23 protein-coding genes are annotated in these 20,250 nt (G+C 35.8%); 4 read left to right on the top strand and 19 right to left on the bottom strand.

Annotated elements, in window-relative coordinates; genetic code table 11:
• The 5 genes from hrcA to gpr all read right to left on the bottom strand — a co-directional run.
• Window positions 1–815 (bottom strand): heat-inducible transcriptional repressor HrcA (hrcA, locus tag LDK52_RS03390; protein WP_277584542.1); only part of this gene is annotated, 815 nt, incomplete at its 3' end.
• A 95-nt stretch (window positions 816–910) separates the two neighbouring features.
• The gene (gene hemW, locus LDK52_RS03385; protein WP_277584541.1) at window positions 911–2,044 is read right to left on the bottom strand and encodes a radical SAM family heme chaperone HemW; all 1,134 of its coding nucleotides are present in this window, start codon (window positions 2,042–2,044) and stop codon (window positions 911–913) included.
• Between the two features lie 66 nt (window positions 2,045–2,110).
• Complete coding sequence (lepA, locus tag LDK52_RS03380) at window positions 2,111–3,940, bottom strand: translation elongation factor 4 (RefSeq protein ID WP_277584540.1); 1,830 nt, start codon at window positions 3,938–3,940, stop codon at window positions 2,111–2,113.
• Between the two features lie 61 nt (window positions 3,941–4,001).
• Window positions 4,002–4,820 (bottom strand): stage II sporulation protein P, encoded by an 819-nt coding sequence (gene spoIIP, locus LDK52_RS03375; protein WP_277584539.1) that lies wholly within the window; start codon window positions 4,818–4,820, stop codon window positions 4,002–4,004.
• Window positions 4,821–4,874: 54 nt separating this feature from the next.
• Window positions 4,875–5,891: a GPR endopeptidase gene (gene gpr / locus LDK52_RS03370; RefSeq protein ID WP_277584538.1), complete on the bottom strand. Its 1,017-nt coding sequence runs from the start codon at window positions 5,889–5,891 to the stop codon at window positions 4,875–4,877.
• Between the two features lie 149 nt (window positions 5,892–6,040).
• Here gpr and rpsT point away from each other — a divergent pair, with 149 nt between their 5' ends.
• A complete protein-coding gene (rpsT, locus tag LDK52_RS03365) occupies window positions 6,041–6,289 on the top strand; it encodes a 30S ribosomal protein S20 (RefSeq protein ID WP_277584537.1) in 249 nt (82 codons plus the stop codon).
• A gap of 272 nt (window positions 6,290–6,561) precedes the next feature.
• On the opposite strand, the gene holA is transcribed toward rpsT, so the two are convergent.
• Complete coding sequence (holA, locus tag LDK52_RS03360; RefSeq protein ID WP_277584536.1) at window positions 6,562–7,566, bottom strand: DNA polymerase III subunit delta; 1,005 nt, start codon at window positions 7,564–7,566, stop codon at window positions 6,562–6,564.
• A 155-nt stretch (window positions 7,567–7,721) separates the two neighbouring features.
• Between holA and LDK52_RS03355 the strand changes: the two genes are divergently transcribed.
• Window positions 7,722–7,856 carry a YqzM family protein gene (locus tag LDK52_RS03355; protein ID WP_277584535.1) on the top strand — a complete coding sequence of 45 codons (135 nt, stop codon included), beginning with the start codon at window positions 7,722–7,724 and terminating at the stop codon, window positions 7,854–7,856.
• Between the two features lie 148 nt (window positions 7,857–8,004).
• Here the strand turns inward: LDK52_RS03355 and LDK52_RS03350 are convergent, their stop codons facing one another.
• The 4 genes from LDK52_RS03350 to LDK52_RS03335 all read right to left on the bottom strand — a co-directional run bounded on the left by LDK52_RS03350 (window position 8,005) and on the right by LDK52_RS03335 (window position 13,037).
• A complete protein-coding gene (locus LDK52_RS03350; protein ID WP_277584534.1) occupies window positions 8,005–9,276 on the bottom strand; it encodes a DUF5068 domain-containing protein in 1,272 nt (423 codons plus the stop codon).
• A 224-nt stretch (window positions 9,277–9,500) separates the two neighbouring features.
• Entirely contained in the window at window positions 9,501–11,519 is a 2,019-nt protein-coding gene (locus tag LDK52_RS03345) for a DNA internalization-related competence protein ComEC/Rec2 (RefSeq protein WP_277584547.1), read from the bottom strand.
• Between the two features lie 248 nt (window positions 11,520–11,767).
• Window positions 11,768–12,349, bottom strand: coding sequence for a ComE operon protein 2 (locus LDK52_RS03340; protein WP_277584533.1), 582 nt, complete (start codon window positions 12,347–12,349; stop codon window positions 11,768–11,770).
• A gap of 70 nt (window positions 12,350–12,419) precedes the next feature.
• Window positions 12,420–13,037, bottom strand: coding sequence for a helix-hairpin-helix domain-containing protein (locus LDK52_RS03335; protein ID WP_277584532.1), 618 nt, complete (start codon window positions 13,035–13,037; stop codon window positions 12,420–12,422).
• A 214-nt stretch (window positions 13,038–13,251) separates the two neighbouring features.
• Here LDK52_RS03335 and LDK52_RS03330 point away from each other — a divergent pair, with 214 nt between their 5' ends.
• Window positions 13,252–13,461 carry a nitrous oxide-stimulated promoter family protein gene (locus LDK52_RS03330; protein WP_277584531.1) on the top strand — a complete coding sequence of 70 codons (210 nt, stop codon included), beginning with the start codon at window positions 13,252–13,254 and terminating at the stop codon, window positions 13,459–13,461.
• Between the two features lie 316 nt (window positions 13,462–13,777).
• On the opposite strand, the gene LDK52_RS03325 is transcribed toward LDK52_RS03330, so the two are convergent.
• The 9 genes from LDK52_RS03325 to LDK52_RS03285 are packed head-to-tail and all read right to left on the bottom strand — an operon-like array spanning window position 13,778 to window position 19,572.
• Window positions 13,778–14,512, bottom strand: a complete 735-nt coding sequence (locus tag LDK52_RS03325) for a class I SAM-dependent DNA methyltransferase (RefSeq protein WP_277584530.1) — start codon at window positions 14,510–14,512, stop codon at window positions 13,778–13,780.
• Window positions 14,512–14,865 carry a ribosome silencing factor gene (gene rsfS / locus LDK52_RS03320; RefSeq protein WP_277584529.1) on the bottom strand — a complete coding sequence of 118 codons (354 nt, stop codon included), beginning with the start codon at window positions 14,863–14,865 and terminating at the stop codon, window positions 14,512–14,514. The genes LDK52_RS03325 and rsfS overlap by 1 nt, the downstream gene beginning before the upstream one ends.
• 4 nt (window positions 14,866–14,869) lie before the next feature.
• Window positions 14,870–15,436, bottom strand: coding sequence for a bis(5'-nucleosyl)-tetraphosphatase (symmetrical) YqeK (gene yqeK, locus LDK52_RS03315; protein WP_277584528.1), 567 nt, complete (start codon window positions 15,434–15,436; stop codon window positions 14,870–14,872).
• The gene (locus LDK52_RS03310; protein WP_277584527.1) at window positions 15,426–15,998 is read right to left on the bottom strand and encodes a nicotinate-nucleotide adenylyltransferase; all 573 of its coding nucleotides are present in this window, start codon (window positions 15,996–15,998) and stop codon (window positions 15,426–15,428) included. Before LDK52_RS03310 ends, yqeK begins: the two co-directional genes overlap by 11 nt.
• Complete coding sequence (gene yhbY / locus LDK52_RS03305; protein WP_277584526.1) at window positions 15,995–16,300, bottom strand: ribosome assembly RNA-binding protein YhbY; 306 nt, start codon at window positions 16,298–16,300, stop codon at window positions 15,995–15,997. The genes LDK52_RS03310 and yhbY overlap by 4 nt, the downstream gene beginning before the upstream one ends.
• On the bottom strand, window positions 16,287–17,117 hold the full coding sequence (gene aroE, locus LDK52_RS03300; protein ID WP_277584525.1) for a shikimate dehydrogenase: 831 nt from the start codon (window positions 17,115–17,117) through the stop codon (window positions 16,287–16,289). The genes yhbY and aroE overlap by 14 nt, the downstream gene beginning before the upstream one ends.
• An 11-nt stretch (window positions 17,118–17,128) precedes the next feature.
• Complete coding sequence (gene yqeH, locus LDK52_RS03295) at window positions 17,129–18,232, bottom strand: ribosome biogenesis GTPase YqeH (RefSeq protein WP_277584524.1); 1,104 nt, start codon at window positions 18,230–18,232, stop codon at window positions 17,129–17,131.
• Complete coding sequence (locus tag LDK52_RS03290; RefSeq protein WP_277584523.1) at window positions 18,229–18,750, bottom strand: YqeG family HAD IIIA-type phosphatase; 522 nt, start codon at window positions 18,748–18,750, stop codon at window positions 18,229–18,231. Before LDK52_RS03290 ends, yqeH begins: the two co-directional genes overlap by 4 nt.
• A gap of 39 nt (window positions 18,751–18,789) precedes the next feature.
• The gene (locus LDK52_RS03285; RefSeq protein WP_277584522.1) at window positions 18,790–19,572 is read right to left on the bottom strand and encodes a phosphatidylserine decarboxylase; all 783 of its coding nucleotides are present in this window, start codon (window positions 19,570–19,572) and stop codon (window positions 18,790–18,792) included.
• A gap of 91 nt (window positions 19,573–19,663) precedes the next feature.
• On the opposite strand from LDK52_RS03285, the gene pssA reads away from it, so the two are divergent.
• The gene (pssA, locus tag LDK52_RS03280) at window positions 19,664–20,203 is read left to right on the top strand and encodes a CDP-diacylglycerol--serine O-phosphatidyltransferase (RefSeq protein ID WP_277584521.1); all 540 of its coding nucleotides are present in this window, start codon (window positions 19,664–19,666) and stop codon (window positions 20,201–20,203) included.
• Window positions 20,204–20,250: the final 47 nt, after the last annotated feature.

Below are 20,250 nucleotides of genomic sequence, written 5' to 3'. Positions count from 1 at the left end.
TTATCCAAATGGAAAATACCTGGAATTTGATTTACATGATCCATCCAATTCATAATACTTCGTGCTTTCTCTACATCGTTAAATTCTGGTTGGTTTAAAATTTGCAGCTTCCCGCCATAATACACTTTTTCTTCATGCTCAATAGACATAGCTTGGTTGAGCGATCCGAATAGATTATTAAGTCGACCGTTATTTTGTTGCAATACTGTCAGCGTAACTGCTTCAAGCATTACAGGTAACTCATGCAAATAAACCCCAACTAGTCGTTCGTTAATCATATTGACCGTACGTTCGATGTCGGATGCCTGAAAATTTTCAGGGATAGAAAATACACGATTTTCTACATGACCACTGTCCGTAACAATTATAGCAACAGCAGAATCACTCGAAAGTGGTACAATCGAAAATCGTTTGACACGATGTTTTCTCACATCTAAGCCTAACATAATAGAGGTATAATTCGTTAGTTCTGAAATAATTTCAGCGGATTTACGAATTATTTGCTCCGTCTCCACCTTTCGTTCCTCAAAAATAGAACGAATTTGTTGTATCTCATTTTGCGAAATTCGTTGAGGAGTTAACATATTATCGACATAATAACGGTAGCCCTTTTGTGAAGGGATGCGACCCGACGAGGTATGCGTTTTTTCTAAAAAGCCCATTTCTTCTAAATCTGCCATTTCGTTTCGAATAGTAGCAGGACTAAATGGTACTTCCTCCTTTTTCGAAAGCTGACGAGATCCAACTGGTTGAGCCGTATCGATAAAATCATCTACCGTTACTTGCAAAATTAATAACTGCCTGTTTGTTAGCATGATTATCACCTCTGTTAGCACTCGCTCGAAGAGAGTGCTAATACTCATATAAAACTTATCAAATCTACAGAAAACTGTCAACGATTTAGCTTTATTTATTTTAGAAAATATTGAAACACTTCATTTCCCATAAATCTTCCACGGGTAGTAAGCTTTACAAAATTATTTTCTAGGACTAATAATTCCTTTTCCAGTAATACATCTAGTTCTTTTCCATAAACATCTCGAAGAGTGAGACCATATCTTTCCTCAAACAATTCAAGAGATACTCCCTCGTTCTTCCTTAACCCTAAAAACATTTCTTCTTCCATTTTTTCCACTTCGGTTACTTCTTTTTGCATCAGGAGAGGTTTGTCCTTTAAATCGATTGTCTGCATGTATTTTTTTATTGGTCCGTGGTTCGAATATCTCACACCATTCACATATCCATGAGCTCCTGCACCTAATCCAATATATTCATCATTGTTCCAATACAGTAAATTATGCTTCGATTCTTTCCCTTCATACGCGAAGTTACTTATTTCATATTGAGAATAACCATTATTCTTCATTTCCTCTAACAGATAACTATACATCTCTGCCTCTAAGTCTTCACCTGGTAGAGATAGTTTCCCTTTGGATAGAAGATTATAAAAGATGGTTTTTGGTTCTACTAAAAGAGAATAGGCAGAAATATGTGGAATTTTCAAGCGGAACGCTTCCTGCAAAGATGCTTTCCATTGGTCCATCGTTTGGTTAGGAAGGCCATACATCAAATCAATGCTAATAGAAGGAAAATCAGTTTGTTTGGCATATTCGATCACCTCATAGACATGATCATTCGAATGAGTTCTACCTAAAACTTTTAAAAGGTCCTGATTAAAGGTTTGAACACCCATGCTTAACCGGTTCACACCAAACTCACGCATCTTCTGCATTTTTTCAAGTGTAAGTTCATCTGGATTAGCTTCCGATGTAAACTCTGTTACGTGTTCCATCGGTATATGTTGAAGAATTAATGATAATAATCGGTCTAATTGATCCACTGTTAAAGAGGTGGGAGTACCACCTCCTATAAATATTGTTTCAATCTTCGCTTTCTCTAGATCATTTTGCCATAATTCCATTTCTTTTCCAAGTGACTCAATATATTCATCCACTGGTTGGTTATGAAAGAAAAATTTATTGAAATCACAGTAATTACAAATTTGATGACAGAAAGGAATATGTATATATACGCCTCGTACCATAACTATCCCTACTTTCTTCTTCCATAAAGGAAAAAGGGGGCTGCTAGTGCCTCCCCCTTTGTTTTGTTATTTATTTGGCTCGTCCATTTTCAGAACTGCCATAAAGGCTTCTTGAGGAACTTCTACAGATCCTACTTGTTTCATACGTTTTTTACCTTCTTTTTGTTTATCAAGAAGTTTACGTTTACGAGAAATATCTCCACCATAACATTTTGCCAAAACGTTCTTACCGATTGATTTAATCGTTGAACGAGCAACAATTTTTTGACCGACAGCAGCTTGTACAGGAACTTCAAACTGTTGTCTCGGGATTAGTGCTTTTAGCTTTTCAACAATAAGTTTACCGCGTTCATAAGAGAAGTCGCTATGCACGATAAAGCTAAGAGCATCAACTTTTTCACTATTAAGCAGAATGTCCATTTTCACTAATTTAGATTCTTTATAACCTATTAAATCATAGTCAAAAGAAGCGTAGCCTTTTGTACTAGATTTTAATGAATCAAAAAAGTCATACACGATTTCTGATAGTGGAATTTCATAAATAATATTCACACGAGCTTTAGATAAGAAATCCATTGTTATAAAGTTCCCACGTTTACGCTGACAAAGTTCCATAACTGAACCAACATATTCTTCTGGGACCATAATAGATGCTTTAACATATGGCTCTTCAATTTTGTCTACTTTTTGTGCATCCGGCATCATAGATGGGTTGTCCACTTTTAGGATTTCTCCGTTTGTAAGTTTCACATCATAGATAACACTAGGCGCAGTAGTAATTAGGTCAATGTTGAATTCACGTTCAATACGCTCTTGAATAATTTCCATATGTAGTAGACCCAAGAAACCACAGCGATATCCAAAACCTAAAGCTTGCGAAGTCTCTGGCTCAAATTCAAGTGCAGAGTCATTCAATTGTAGTTTCTCTAAAGCATCACGTAAATCTACATATTTTGTATTATCGATCGGATACAATCCACAGAATACCATAGGATTCATCTTTTTATATCCAACTAATGCTTCTGTTGCAGGATTTTCAGCTAATGTAATCGTATCCCCGACACTTGAATCGCCTACGTTTTTCATAGAGGCTGTTAAAAAACCAACATCCCCAACAGTCAACTCTGAGCGCTGTGTTGTTTTGGGAGTAAATACTCCCGTTTCTATTACTTCAAATTCTTTCCCTGAAGACATCATTTTGATCGTATCGCCCGGTTTGACTGTACCATCCATAATACGGATGTAAACGATAACTCCACGGTAAGGGTCAAATAAGGAGTCAAATATTAATGCTTTTAATGGTGCATTTGGATCTCCAGTTGGTGCTGGTACCTTTTCTACAATTTGTTCTAGAATTTCTTCGATACCAATTCCTGCTTTTGCAGAAGCTAAAACTGCTTCGGATGCATCCAAACCGATGACATCCTCTACTTCGGCTCTTACACGTTCTGGATCCGCTGCTGGAAGATCAATTTTATTGATAACAGGTAGTATTTCTAAATCGTTATCTAAGGCCAAATAAACATTGGCAAGTGTTTGAGCTTCAATACCCTGTGCTGCATCTACAACCAAAATAGCTCCTTCACAGGCAGCTAAGCTACGAGACACCTCATAAGTGAAATCGACATGTCCTGGAGTATCAATCAGATGGAAAATATACTCTTCCCCGTCTTTTGCATTATAAGTCAATTGAATAGCATTCAATTTAATTGTAATACCGCGTTCACGTTCCAGATCCATTGAGTCAAGAAGTTGACTTTTCATTTCACGTGAAGTTATTGTTTGTGTTTTCTCTAGTATCCGATCTGCAAGTGTTGATTTTCCATGGTCGATATGGGCAATAATCGAAAAGTTACGTATTTTTTTCTGTCGTGCCAGTCTGTCTTCATTATTCATACTTGTTCACTCCTAATTAAACTATAATGAATTATAGCAGTGAACAAGCGATTCATCAATGTTAGGATGTTATTTGTTGATGAAAAAGATTTGAAACAGCTTTTGCTAAGATGGCAATAGTTCTATTTACTTCCACTTCTGTACTGTCTATACCACCTAATTCTATTAATATAGCATTCTTCGATAAATCTTGGTTATAGACCCCATCTACCCCTTTTCCAGACTTTATAACCACACCTCTAGAAATTCCTGGTACTAACTTATTTAACTGGTCTGAAAGGTTTTGAGCTAGCTGCTCATTCCATTTGTGGTTGGGATGTGCTCCTCCAACAACAAAATATAACTTGGCATAACTCTCTTCCCCAACTTTTAGGGTTGCAATATTTGCGTTAACAGCATCTCTATGAAGGTCTAAGACGATATCATACTCATTATGGGCTAATGCATCCTCTACAAAAGGTCGTATCGAGTTATACTGCCTCGCATCTCCTGTAGTTTCTTGCCCTAATATAACGGTTTCTAATTGATGAAATGCAAATTGAGCAGTTATCTGATCTTGGAATGACGTAATATTATTTTCTGGATGATACGTAGCAACTTTTTCACCTTTAGCAGCTAAAATGGGTTTATAGGCTTCGTGTGAATGTGTAAAATAGACAAAAGCTTTTTTGGGTTCCAAAATTTCAGCAACAGCAGTTTTTGTTTCTAACTGCGCGGCATAGACGACAACAGCATTACTTTCCTCTTTTGGTGTCACTTCTTTTGTTTCTGTTTGTTGCTTTTCTTGCGGAAAAAGAGGCGTTTGGACGGTTGCAATAATAATGGGTGCTAAAAATAAAAGTAATAAAATGCTAACTACATTCTTTAAGGACTTAGCCATAATTTCCACTCTCCTCACACAATCGTATGAAGAGAGCAGCATTTTTAGAACACTTTATCTAGTTGTAATCCAACTTTCTATTCCATTCGAAAGTATATACGCATAGTGTTCAACCCACGCATCTGTCTCCTTAGGCGTTACAAATAAGGATGGGTTTTTACCAACAAATACTTCTTCAAATAACTTTCTTTTTTCTTCAATTGGCCATGTAACCCACTCACCAAAAACTGGTTGAAGGACAGATTTGTCAATGTTCGGTTTTTTACTAGATACCATTGGCGTAACCGCTAATGCAGAGGAAGGGCTACCTTTTTCTTCAATCTTAGAAGCAATATAATGAATTACATGTTCCATCGCATCCGCATATAAAACTGGTCCATCTACAACCATCGGTATTCCAATAGCTGTTACAGGTACACCATATACGTCTTCGGAAACTTCTTTTCGTTGGTTTCCTACCCCTGATCCTGGATGTATCCCAGTATTTGTTAGTTGAATCGTTTTGCATAAACGTTCGCTATTTCTAGCTGCCAAAGCATCTAATACAATGATTAAATCCGGTTTAAATGCTTTACTAATCGCTTCGATAAAATCACTCGTTTCAAAACCGGTTTGTCCAGTAACTCCTGGCGCATACATAACTACCTTTACTCGCTCCACACTTTCCGTCAATGAAGAACTTTGTAAATACTCAATTGCCTTTGGACCAATGGCATCAGGTGTGATTGTTGCATTACCTAAACCAATGATTAAAATTTTAGAATCCTTTGATAGATTTAAGTCGTGATGCATCTCTCTAAGCTTTTCGATAAATATTTTTTCAATAGGTTTGAAACTATCTTCATTATCTGGACTCACCGTCAAATCCGTTAATGTAATATACTTTCCTTTTTTCTTCCCTATCTTCTTTTCTCCCTCTTCATTTACTTCAATAGATGTAACAAGTACTGCGCCCTCTCGTTTTTCATCGAATGAAATTCCCTCGGAGTTTTTAAGTTTGCTTTTTTCTTCGCCTGTTCGATGCTTTACCATTTCATCCGATTCATCTAATAAATCAGTTCTTCCCCACATATAATCACCTCTGTTTTAGTGTGGTCGAAGTGTCAAGTAAATATTCTTTGCATTTATATATTGCAATTTGCTTTTCAGTTTGTTAAAATAATGCTTGTTGTATTAGAAAGAAATGTATCATCTCAGACCCATTTTAGGAGGTGAAAGGTATGCCGAACATTAAATCCGCTATTAAACGTGTTAAGACAAATGAGAGATTAAACACTCAAAATGCAAAAGCTAAATCAGCAATGCGTACTGCTGTAAAAAAAGCTGAAACTGCCGCTCTTAACAGCGAAGAAAACGCAAATAATCTTATTAAAACTGCTATTCAACAAGTTGAAAAAGCAGCTTCAAAAGGTTTAATTCATAAAAACGCAGCTTCTCGTAAGAAGTCTCAATTAATGAAAAAAGCGTAATAAAGAAAAAGACTATCCGATTAAATCGGATAGTCTTTATTTTTTTGTTCAAAATAAATATATAAAATTGTTCCGGGTACATTGTGTTTTTGAGCGAAAGAATGAATAAATACAACTACTGATTTCCGTTAGCAAAACATCTGTCCAAAGCCCTTCGAAAACTATAGAAACAGGTTTTGAACTTAAAAGACCGGACGCTTTATGACTGGTTTTTCTTAAAAAATAAAGTTTTTATTAAGGTCAGTAAACAAAGATTATCAATCTTTTCCTTATTATTTCAGCAAAAACATTTCTAAAATTCTATCTCGGTTTATATTAAGTGTTTTTAACTGTAAATCTACAGTCGCAAGATCATTTAGTGTTTGTAATAGTTTTTGTTCATTGTGAAGCATTGGGTGATCTATTAATAACTTGACTCGATACGGATGTACGTTCAGCTGATTGGCAATTTGTTGTGCGTGGTAGCCTTTTTTCTTTAAATGACTTACTTGTACCATTAATCTAACTTGCGATGCAATTAACGCATTTAATTTCAAAGGGTCCTCTTTCCGCTTCAACAAATCATGATAAATTTCAATTGCTTCACCTTTATTCCCCGAAAAATACGCATTTCCTAATGCAAAGACATCCTGCTCTAATGTGCGAACGAGTAATTTTTTGATCGTATCCATGTCAATCTCTTGCTCTTCACCAACAAAAGTAGCTATCTTTATTAACTCTGTTTGAAGATGGACAAGATCGGTTCCACCAAGTTCAATAAGGCAATCTATAGCCTTATCAGACATCGTTTTACCATGAGTAGAGAGTTCATGTAAGATCCAACCCTTCAAATCATGAACCTGTAAACTAGCCGACTCAATTACATTAGCTGCTTGCTTCATGGCCTTCGTAATTTTCTTACGTTCATCCAGTTTCTCATATGGTGCTATAAAAACGGTAATTGCTGATGGGGAAGGAGATTTCAGCCAAGTTTCTAGACTTACCGTATCATGAATAATTTTTTCTTTTCCTTTTTCTGTAGACTTTAGAAAGAATGCATTTTTTGCAATTACAAGTTTTTTATCGGAGAAAAAAGGAATAGTATCTGCTTCATACATTACTTCATCTACTTTGCTTTCCTCCATATCAAAGGTGATAACTTCTAATTCCCCTTGCTTACTTAATTGTCTTTTCATTCTTATTAATGTTTCTTCGATAAAATACGCCTCAGTGCCGTATAATAAATACACAGAAGAAATCTTATTATTAGATATTTGCATCCACTTTTCTGAAATCATGCTAAGTGCTCCTTGCTATGTATAGTTACATTTCATTATAACGTAAATACCTGGCTAAATTGTGACATTATATGTCATACTGGAAAAAGAAAAGTTTGTATATAGATTTTTTATAGGTGTTCCTTTATAATTAGGTGGAAATAGGAGGGGTAACAATGAATGAGTTTGAACAAAATGTCCAGTCGAAACGTAACGACGCGATCGACTCTGGTGTAGGTTTTGTAGTCTCCTTTGGTTTTTTCGCAGTCATGTTTATTATTGCAACCGTTATTGAGTTCGCAGCTCGATAAGTGTAAAACTTCAATTAGTTAGATTTATTCTATTATACTGATTGAACATGAAAAAGGTTTTGCCTCATAGAGGTAAAATCTTTTTTCATTTACATAAAAAACTGATATTAAATGTACATTTTACATTTAATATCAGAATTATCACTAACTATTTTATTGGTAACTTAAATGTAACCGATTTTTCTTTAAATAACTTATTTGCTTTATCATCTTTAAGCGGACCAAATTGTAAATCGAGCTCTTTTAATAAATTAAATTCATCTTCCCTAAATATAAATACAGCAAGCACCTCATCTGAGTCACCTGGCTTCATGTCACCATTAACGGTAGGCTCTAACATACCTTCCGAACGCATCGTACCACGGTTTTGGTCAAGAATAAGCTGCTTTTCAATTAGAAACTTAGAAAAAGATAAATCACTATCGTTTTTTACTGTAAACTTAGCTGTTAACGCCACGAGTGGCCCTTCGCCAAAATTACTAAATCTGGATGCATGTGCAGTAGTCGGTGTAATCTTTGCATATTGGACGCCATTTAAGACTACCTTGACACCGTCTATCTCTTTTTCCTCATTAATATCTTCATTCGAAAAAAATAGCACTTTGTCTGCGATATTGTCCGTGACCATTTTATCAGCATAATTCTCCGGAACTATAGTAGATATTTTTGTCGCTACTTCCGAAAATGGCAACTTAAATACTGCTTCTTTTCCTATGAGTTTACTAGTATCGTCGTTTAAAAAAGGTTGAGATATTGTTAATGTCGGCGCCTTTATTCTGTCAAATTGGTCTTTCGTCATCGCGTATGCTTGCATTCCTGTGAATGATTTCCCTTTGGAATATTGTCTGACAACTTCATTTGAGTCATCTTTCATCCATTGTTCACGGTCTACAAAGTGTGCTTTCATAAATAAGTTTTCAGTAGCATCATCCGATAACAGCATTGAACTTGCATTGAAAAAGACATCTTCATTCAGTTGATTATCTAATGTCATTTTATATGTAAGCACATAGCCTTCATCTTGATCTTGAAATTCATATTTTTTTGATTCATTCATATTTGTTACATGTACAATTTGATATCCGTCAATCTGGATTGATACTCCGTCACCAAATATATGTTTCATATCGGGTTTTGTATTTGAAAATACGATTTCAACATCCCCACCAGTAACTTCTGCAATGTATGGATTTAGAATTTCATCTGAACTTACCGTGATGTCATCTATCTCTTCTACTTTCTCTACTTCGGTTTCTTCTACTTTTTCTACTTCTTTCTCTACTTCCTTTTCAATTTCTGTGTTTATCTCTTTTATTTTTTTTTCCCGTTCAGCAGAATCTTCACTTTCAGTATTTCCGCAAGCACTTACTAAAAGTATGGTTGCTAACACACTGGCCGCCATCATTTTTTTCAATATCATTTTCCAGTCTCCTTCATATAACTTAATTCACAAATATTACCAACAGAATTAAGTATACCATCTATATGTATCCAAATTGTTCCTATTTTCAATTAATGAACAAATGAACATTATTAACTATGAACCGACCTAGCAATGTGAGATACAAAAAACACCTTCGATTTGAGTCCTTGTTTCAAGTGCCCATTTTCGAAGGTGTATTTATATTGTTTCACTATTTTAGGTTAGTCATGAATTGTAACAAACATGTCTCCACTTTTATTAATTTCGACTTCAATAGTACCATCAGTTCCCGTCTGCAAGTATGGAATTCGCAACTCTTTTAAACGCTCGACCACCTCTGGATGCGGGTGACCGTAGCGATTCTCAAATCCTGCTGGTATAATCGCTAGACGCGGCTGAACTAATGTTAAAAACAGTTCATTGCTAGACGTTTTACTGCCATGATGACCTACCTTCAATACATCAATTTGCTGTATTCCTTTCGAATAATGCTCCACTAAATCTAACTCTCCTTGTTCCTCTAAGTCTCCAATGAATAATCCATGAAAATTATTATTTCTCATAGATAGTACGAGTGAATCATTGTTCCCTTCATATATTTCTTCCATTGGATATAAGTATTGAAAAAGGAAATAATCCGATAAGATCATATCTCCAGCCTTCTTTTCATAGATTGGGATTCGTTGTTTCTCTATTTCCATCCATAAATCATCCATTACTTCTTTCCCCGCAGATCCAGGTGTAATATGAATCTCCTTCACCTTTACTCCCCTTAAAACCTCTTCTGCCCCTTCCATATGATCAGCATCCGCATGCGTAATAATAAGTGTATCGATCGTGTTAATACCCTTTCCCTTTAAAAAAGGCAAAACAATCTGTCGGCCAATTTCATACGGTTCATTTGTTTGCTTCCACATTTCTTGATCAAATCTTAGTAAACCACCAGTATCAATCATTATCACTTGTTTTCGGTAAGGCATCTCGATCAGTACACAATCACCTTGTCCAACATTTACAAAGGTAATTCTTGTGGAAGAATCCATATAAGGTGCTACCTGAATCACTACTAAAGTAAAGAAGAAAAAAAGACTGTTTAAAAAAACTTTCTTTTTCCTTTCTAACGAAAGAAGCACGACAAGTACGTTAATGTATGCTAACAGTATCATCCAGGGCTGTGGCTTCATCGGATTCCACATTTGAAATGGTAATGTAGCTAAGTTCAAAATGAAAATATCAAGTAAATTTCGACTGGGTTCATATATGATAAATAATATATTAGAGAGGAAAGGTAATAGAAACGTTAACACTAATAACAGCAGATTAAGAGGTAAAATGAGAAATGAAAATAGTGGCACAAATACTAAATTAGCGAGGAATGAAGAAATAGAAATCTCATAAAAATGATAGAGAAGAATAGGGTAAACGATAAGTTGACAAACTGCAGTAATGATAAAAGAATGTATTAAATAAGATTGACTGGATTTCAATAAAATCGAGGAATAAATAAGTGAAAATGCGGCTAAATAGGAGAGTTGAAAACCAATTTGGAATATAATCCAAGGTGTTAAAAAGACAAATCCGATAATACTGAGTGAAAAAGCATCTTCTATTGCAATTTTCCTTTGAAAAAGCATAGAGATTAATACGATTTCTGTGACAGAAACAGATCTCCATACGGAAGGTGCACCTCCAGCAAGCAAAGCATATAGTGGAAGCGCAATTATTAACACCCAGTTTGCGGTTTCTCTCCTAATACCTGAACGAATCATCATTTCATACATTAACCAAACAATTAGTGCGACATGAAGACCAGAGATAGCGAATAAATGCGTTATACCGAGTGTCTGGTAGGCATTTTGCATATCGCTAGGCATTTGCTCCCTACTACCTATTAAAAGCGCCTCAGCCTCAGCCTGAAGAGATAATGGAAAGTGTTCCTGGATATGCTGTTTCATCTTAAAGCGCCGGCTTGCCATAAAAGTTATAAAGTCTTTCTTCTGTCCAATTAGATCATATTGAGAAATCTGAAGTTGTCCGACAGAGCCATTGCTTTGCAAATAATCCTCTATATCAAATGCATATAAATGTGCCTTTGGTCTATTAGAAATTTCTTCCGTAACAACATTCATCGTTAATCCCGCAACCGAATGTTCGATGAATGCTTCCTTGTGCTGCTCACTTTCCAGTTTTAACTGAACGTACCATTTATCCTTGTTCTCCGATAGAGCGAAACCACGTATAGTGCCTCCATTAATGCGGTAAGTGTCCGTCCATGTAATTTGGGTTACATTTTGCTCTTGTGGAGGAACTGGTATTCTCTGTTCCGTATAAAAAAAGCAACCAACCCCTACGCTTAAAGTAAGGGCTATAAATGATATTGGAAACTGTTTATATAAAAGTAGAGATAGAATTACAAACAGGAAGAAAAGGATACGAGTAGAATCGTAAGCAGCTAAAGCACCAATTACAGCTGTTATAGCTATATATATTAAATTTCCATGGAATTTTTTAAACCAAATAGTTCTGTCACCTTCGTTTCATATGGTTCTAATTCTTCACTACTTGCTCCTTTTTCTCTTAACTTTGAAATCAGCTCTGTGTAAAGCGCAACTTTTTCATCACTTAAGAAATCTATCTTTCTTTCATCGAAAGGTACATGAATAACCTCCACTCCAGCCTTATTTAATAATTCAATAGCATAGGCGTTGTTTTTATAATCTTGTGCATAGTACAGACGACTAATACCAGCTTGAATGATGGATTTTGTGCACGGAAGACAAGGAAAATGAGTTACATACAAGTCAGCACCACTCACTGTAATGCCATATTTAGCGCATTGTAAAAGGGCATTCATCTCTGCGTGTACCGTTCTAACACAATGATTATCTACAACATAGCATCCATGATCAATACAATGGTCACCACCTGAAATAGAACCATTATATCCTCCTGCCATAATTCGTCGATCCCGCACAATCGTAGCACCAACAGCAAGACGAGTACATGTACTTCTAAGTGCAAGTAAATGGCTCTGAGCCAAGAAAAATTGATCCCAAGTTATTCTCTCCATATAACTACCCCCATAATAAGCATTTCTTTAAGTGTAGTAGTTTGTCCAACAAACTTCAATAATCCATTTGTTACTTAACTGATATTAGTGGTTCGAGTTTCTCATACGTTTTTTGTCCGATACCCGTTACTTTCATCAAATCCTGCTTTACTTTGAAGGGCCCAGACTGCTCACGATGAGCGATAATAGCCGCCGCTTTAGCTGCTCCAATACCTGGTAAAGTAGACAAAAGTGTGGCGTCTGAATTGTTAATGTTTACTAAAGAAGATTGCGAACTACTAGTAGCTAATAACGCTTCTTCTACTTCTTCGCCCTCTTCCGGAACATAAATAACCATTTCGTCTTTCACACGCTCTGCATGATTGATCTGTTTAGAGTTGCTAGACACCAAATAGCCTCCAGCCATTTCAATCGCATTTAATACGCGGTCTCCTTCGGAAAGTTCATAGACTCCTGGCTTTATAACAGCGCCTTTTACTTCCACGAACACAATAGGGTCCTCTACATATTCAATTGTTTCTTCTTCGGTAAAACTTTCTTTTAATGGGATAGTTTGAATGGAATCGGCTTTGGGGGGTGCCGAATTTAAAAAGGATTGCATACTGATAAACAGTATTATTCCTATAACTACTACTGGGAGTAATAGTTTTTTCTTATATTTCTGGATAAACAGTTGGATCAGATTCATCAGCCTCTTTCATAAGAGGATAATTATATGGAGTTATGAAGACTATACTAAATTTAGCTCTAGTTGAAAAGAGTTATTTTTAAAGAGGCTATGAAATAATGTGAATAACTTCTTAACCCGTGTGATTTAGTTCACTTATTACGAATAAATTCCTTGATATACTTTTAGTATAGTACATCATCCAATACAACGATTAATGAAAGGAAATATAAAGATGACTTTAACTGCAACTAATACAAATAAACGAAAAAGAGAATTAAATAACGGACCAAGAATTCTCAAGGAAAAAGAACCGACACCAAAATATCGTAAAAAAATAAAGATAGTGATGCGTTTTTCTGGTCCGTGGATGTTGGTGTATCATCCAATCTTAGCTATTCAGCATGTTTGGCAGGAAAAAGTAACGCATCGGAATATACAATAACCGAATTTTACTTTGGTAGATATATAAGAAAAACCGGGCAAAAAACCGCCCGGTCCTCTAGGATCTAAACCTGTTTCTACTGTTTTCGAAGGGCTTTGTAATTACCATTTGACTTTTCCTTTTGAGAGGTGGCGCACTTAGCCTTTGTTCTCCACATGTAACGCAAATCAGTAGTATTATGTCTTAAAGTCCTGTAAAAACAATGTTCATGCTGTATTTTATATACTTTCTTTTTAAAAGGACCACACATATTAGATATGTGTGGTCCAATTTTATTCACTTCTTCAACTAAGGAATTCCCTTTTTTAATCGCTATTTATTTTACAGCATGGATAAACCATCTATCCACTTCTTCTGTAGGATTCCCGAAAATATCATCACGGACGTTCACGGTAGAAAAACCTACTTTTTCAAGAAGACTTATAAAAGTTTCTATAGGGTACGAACGTTGGTAGTGGGATTCTTCAAATCGTTCATAATAACCGGATTCATCGCGAACAAAAAAAGTAATATCATGATAGATAGAATGCTCTTCTTCCCCTGACTCTGTATGCCAGAGATAAGCAACCTGATCATCCTCAAAAGTAAAAGGTCCATTTGGGTAAATAACATCCATTTTATAAAGCGAATGGACATCAAAAAACAATTGTCCATTTGGATTTAAAGCGGCAAATAACCGTTGAAACGTCTGCTCTATTTCCTCTAATGTCTCCAGATAATTAAGGGAATCAATAGCTATTACCGCTACATCTACCTCATCTACACCTTCTATTTCAGCCATTGATTGACATATAAAAGTGATATCTGTACCATTTTCAAAGCTTCGATTTTGGGCAACCGTCAGCATAGAATCTGATAAATCTACTCCTATTACCTCATATCCAGCTTTTGCAAACAGAGTACTGAGAACTCCCGTCCCGCAGCCGATATCGACTAATTTTTTGGAAGTTGCTAAAGGAGCGTTCTGTTGTACCCATTCCGCATATTTGTTATACGGAATATCGGACATTAACGAATCATAAATATAAGCAAATTGTTCATACGAAGACATTAAGCATCTTGCCCAACTTCGATCAATGGAGCATCTCCCCAAAGTCTTTCTAAATTATAATAAGCACGTTCATCCTTGTGGAATACATGTGCTACAACGTCACCCATATCAACTAGAATCCATCTAGCTTCATCAAAACCTTCTAATCGTTTTACATTAATACCTGCTTTGAAGGCTTGGTCTTCTAGTTCTTTTGCAATTGCTTGAACCTGGCGATCTGAGTTCGCGTGACAGATTAAAAAGTAGTCAGCAAGTAAAGAAACTCCCTGCATATTTAAAACTACAATATCCTCTGCTCTTTTATCGTCCGCTGCTTTATAAGCGATTTCTATTAATGAATTTGAAGCTGTCATTCTTTCACTTTTCCTCTCTTTGTATCAAATCATTGTAACAATGAAATGATTCCGGAAATACCGGTTGTTTTTTTTCTATTAAAAATGAAATACTATGCCTTATACAATTGGTCATTGCATCTTCTAAATCAACCCTTGCTCTTTCGCGTAAAAATTCGACTCCTGAAAATTTCCGACTAGGCTCAATCATATCCGAGACATATATTATTTTCTCTAATTTGGACATACCAGCTCGACCCGTTGTATGAAACTCGATAGCTTGCAAAATATCCGGGTCCGTAATTAGAAACTCAGTTCTTGCGACAAAACTACCAACAGGTGCATGCCATAGTTCATAATTAAAATCTAATAATAATGGATTCATTTTTTCTGAAATGATGATGGATCTCAACCATTCTTTCTCGGCATACTTCACACTATCATGTAAAATTCCTGCAATCTCTGCCTTATCCACATCTTCTCCATACATTTTGGCCAATTGAATAGCTGTTTCAGCAACACCTTTTGTATGTATAAACCGCTTTTCGGGCATTCGACTTTTCATCTGCTCCAGTAATTGCTCATGTTTCATATAACTTCTCCTTTCGGATGAAATCCCGAACAGCATTATTAATAAGAAACTGAGTAGTTTCACCATTCGCGATTCGATTTCGAACGGTAGTTGAAGACAAATCGATTTGAGGAATATTTAAAGTTACTATAGGATATGCAGTTTCAAGCAAATTATTTGGTCTTGGAACTCCTACTAAATGCACATTTTGGATAAGTTCTTCGATTCGATACCACTTTGGTAAATCTTCTACCTGATCTCCACCGATGATAAAATAAAAATCAGTTTGCGGTTCACGTTTTCTAAGAAGCTCCATCGTATCGTAAGTATAGGAAGTTCCACCGTGATCGATTTCAATCGTTTCTATTTTTAGCATGGGAACCTCTTTGATAGATAATTCCACCATAGTCAGACGTTGCTTAGCTGTGATTTTATTTTGAATTTCTTTATGAGGAGGGGTAGCATTTGGCATTAAACGTACTTCATCTAGTTTCAATGCATCCAGTACTTCATTTGCAATAATCAAATGACCAATATGCGGCGGGTTAAAAGTCCCGCCTAAAATCCCTACTTTTTTTCTCATGCACGACTCGCTTTTGGAAGCTCGATTCGTTTATTATTTTTAGATGGTTTATACAGCACTACCATTAAACCAATCAGTTGTACTAGCTCTGCTCTAGTCCCTTTTGCAAGTGCTACCGCTACTTCATGCTTATCTTCTTCGCAGTTTTGTAAAATACTAATTTTAACTAACTCGCGAACTTCAAGTGCTTCTCCGATTTGTTTAATCATCGCATCGTTCACTCCACCTTTACCGACTTGAAAAATCGGTGCTAGATTGTGTGCTTGACTACGTAAAAATCTTTTTTGTTTACCTGTTAACATAATTTCCTCCTATTTGCTCTACCAATTGTTGGATCATCCCATCAGTATCGGGTTTCATCCCATTCCAATATGAAAAGGCCAGTGCTCCTTGATGTACAAGCATTCCTAGACCATTAATTGTTCGAACATTGTATTTCCTTGCTTCCTCTAAAAAAGGGGTAACTAAAGGATTATATACGATATCCGCAACAATTGCATTCTCTTTTAATCGATTTAGCTGAATTGGTAACGATGCATCGTTACTTTTCATCCCTAATGAGGTAGTTTGAACAACAATATCAAACTCGTTCAATGTATTTTCAGCATCCTTGAGAGTCACTGCCTGTCCTATCTTCAGTTCATCGACTAAAGTAGTTGCTTTTGCTAACGTTCTATTCGCAATTGTAAGCTGTATGAAACCAAGACTTTTGAAAGCATGAGCTATACCGCGCGCAGCTCCTCCAGCTCCAAGCAGCAATATATTATGTTCAGGTAAGATTGTACCAAGGGATTCAATAAAACCTAACCCGTCGGTATTATACCCAACATATTTATTGTCCTTTGTTTTCACTACAGTATTTACTGCACCAATTCCTCTAGCAGAATCATCCACTGCATCCAGAAAAGGAATAATCGCTTCTTTAAAAGGGACGGTTATGTTCCAACCGTTGCATCCTAAAAGCTTTAACGATTCCACAGCTTGCTCTAAATGATCTAATTCCACATGAATGGGAATATAACTTGCATCTAAATTGAGCTGCTTTAACCATGTTTCGTGCATAGTAGGCGATAAGGAATGGGATATAGGATTTCCTATGACAGCAAACCATTTTTTCAAACCTATCCCTCCTATATTAACGATGGACGTAATGATACTTCTACGCCTGCAGGTGCATGCGCCGCTACAATTACTCCACCACGTTGTACAGTAATCCAACCTAAACCTGAAAATACGATATCTGTTTTATCCTCTTTAATCTTAAATTCATGACGAACTAAAGGAGGTAATAGATCAGCAAACTCCTCACTAGGGGGAGATAATAATTTACCTTTATGCTCTTTATATAAATTATCCGCATTCTCTAATTTTGTACGGTGAATGGGAATATCATTTGCTATATGACAAGTAAAAGCTGCACGTTCACCTTTAATAAAGTCAAAACGAGATAAACCACCAAAATAGAGTGTTTGTTCACTATTTAACTGAAATACTTTTGGTTTGATTTCTTTTTTAGGTGTAATAAATTTCAATTCCGATGGATCTAAAAAATGCGCCATTTGATGATGATTAATAATACCAGGAGTATCGAACAAAGATTTTTTATCGTCTAGTGGAATTTCAATCATATCTAATGTAGTTCCAGGGAAATGCGAGGTTGTGATAACGGCATCTTCACCAGTAGCTTGTTTAATAATACGGTTTATAAATGTGGACTTACCAACATTTGTACAACCAACAACATACACATTTTCACCTTTTCGGTAATGTTCGATTGCTTCCATTGCTTCTGTCATACCTGTTCCTTTATGCGCACTCACAAATAATACATCAATCGGAGATAAACCTAGTTTTTTAGCTTCATGTTTCATCCAATTGATGACTTTATTTTTTTTCACTGATTTAGGTAATAAATCTGCCTTATTAGCAATTAACAAAATAGGGTTTTTGCCAACAAAACGATGTAAACCAGGCAACCAACTACCGTTAAAATCAAAGATATCCACTATTTTAACGATTAACCCTTTTTGCATTCCTAAATTATTTAAAATTCGTAGAAAATCATCATCTGTCAAGGAAACTGGTTGTAATTCATTATAATTTTTCAATCGGAAACAGCGCTGACATATTATATCTTCTTTTTCTAAAGAGGAAACTGGTGCATAACCAGGTTCTCCTAATTTTTCTGTTTGAATTATTGTACCGCAACCGATACATTTTGGTGCTTCTGTCACGCTTCTTCCTCCCATGTAACTTGGCCTTTTTTGTCCAAGTAACTAAAAATTCTTCGTTCTACCATACGATTAAATTTGGTCACAACTCCATCTGATTTTGCAACCGGAATGACTAAAATCGTATGGAGTTTTAATCTATTCCCACCAAATACATCGGTTAATAACTGATCACCAATGACTACTACTTCTTCTCTTTTCACCGACATAATACTTAAAGCTTGGAGAAATGCTTTTCCAAGTGGTTTACGGGCCTTAAATATGAAAGGAATTCCAAGTGGGTCTGCAAAGGATTTAACCCGCAGCTCATTGTTATTCGAAACAATCGTTACTTGAATCCCAGCAGCTTTAATACTTGCGAACCACTCGATTAATTTAGGGGTTGCATCTGGTCGATCCCATTCAACTAATGTGTTATCTAAATCTGTAATGATTGCCTTAATTCCTTTATCTTTTAACAGTTCTGGTGATATGTGAAAGACACTTCTAACAAATTCACTAGGTATAAAATTTGAATACAAAGACGAACACTCCAATTCGAGGCTTTTTCTTATTAATGATTATAGCATATTTGCTACATTCTCACCCATTCGGACAAATTTGCCAGGATGAACAAGACTGGAGAACTCCACACTATCTGCTTCAAACAGCATAACAACAGTCGATCCGAAGGAGAAATACCCAATTTCTTCTCCTTTATTCCATACGGTAGAATTATTCGTAAGCTCAATAGAATTTACAAACATAGCTCCTACTTTTATATGTATACATTTTTTTTCGTTAGGCATTTCTAGTTCCGTTAACATGCGATAGTTCCCACTTATCGTTTGTTTTCCAAATTGAAGTCCCCATTTATTAACTGGGTATGATTTTTTCCCAAGAATATATTGATTTATGACTTTACCATCTACTGGAGCATGTATTCGGTGATATTCGGCTGGACTTAAGTATAAAACAATATATTTTCCTTTTCGAAAGAATGAAGCTATTTCTTCTGAACCTAGCATATCCTGTAACGTGTAGGTTTTTTGCTTTACATAAAAGAGCCCGTCCTCTGTAATATCCCCAAAAGTTTCTATTGTAGCATCAACCGGGCTTATAATGCTAGCCATTTTCTGATCAATCGGACGACTCTCTGCTTTAACCTTACGAATAAAGAAGTCATGTAAAGTGGTGAATTCATTACTTTTTTGTATCGTATCATGGGTTGATATATTGAAATGCCTAATATAGTTGGGAATCAGACGTTTGCTTTTTTTGGATTGTGTAAAGCTTCGGATTAGCGAAGAGGACCATTTCCCATTCGTTAATTCAATCATGGTTTGATATAATCGTTCTCTCATTTTTTAGCTCCCTAGGAAAAATTAAACTTACTATTTTTACTTAATCGAAGTATAATGAACAAATACGTTATTTGTAAAGGAGTGATTTACAATGTTTTTACAAAATGCAATGTATCAAACAGTAAAAAAATTGAAATCACATGCGGCGAATATGGTCACCATTGGCAACCTTGCATTTGGTGGTGCAGCCATCATGGCAACGATGAATGAAAATTACACGTTCAGTGTGTTATTTATATTTATAGCTGGCCTTTTAGATAGATTTGATGGAATTGTAGCAAGAAAACTCCATCTTGAATCCGAATTAGGCAAACAACTAGATTCCATGAGCGATATCATTTCATTCGGGATAGCTCCTGCGTTACTGATATATTCGTTAGTATTGCATGAGTTTAGTGTTACTGGAATGATAATAACCGTCATCTATATAGCATGTGGTGCTTTCAGGCTCGCACGATTTAATATTTCTGAATCGAATGGTTTTTTTACAGGTCTACCAATTACTGTGGCAGGTGTGATTTTAACACTATCTTATTTTGCAATAGAATATGTACCATCCGTGTCGTACATGTTTTTATTCATTATCCTCGCATTATTGATGATCAGTACATTTACATTAAGAAAAGTTTAATAAGAAAAGCGGCTGCGAATTTGCGGTCGCTTTTTTCATATTCTGCC

It is taken from the genome of Psychrobacillus antarcticus, from assembly GCF_029533155.1.
GTDB lineage: Bacteria > Bacillota > Bacilli > Bacillales_A > Planococcaceae > Psychrobacillus > Psychrobacillus antarcticus.
This window is presented reverse-complemented; position numbering and strand designations above follow the sequence as displayed.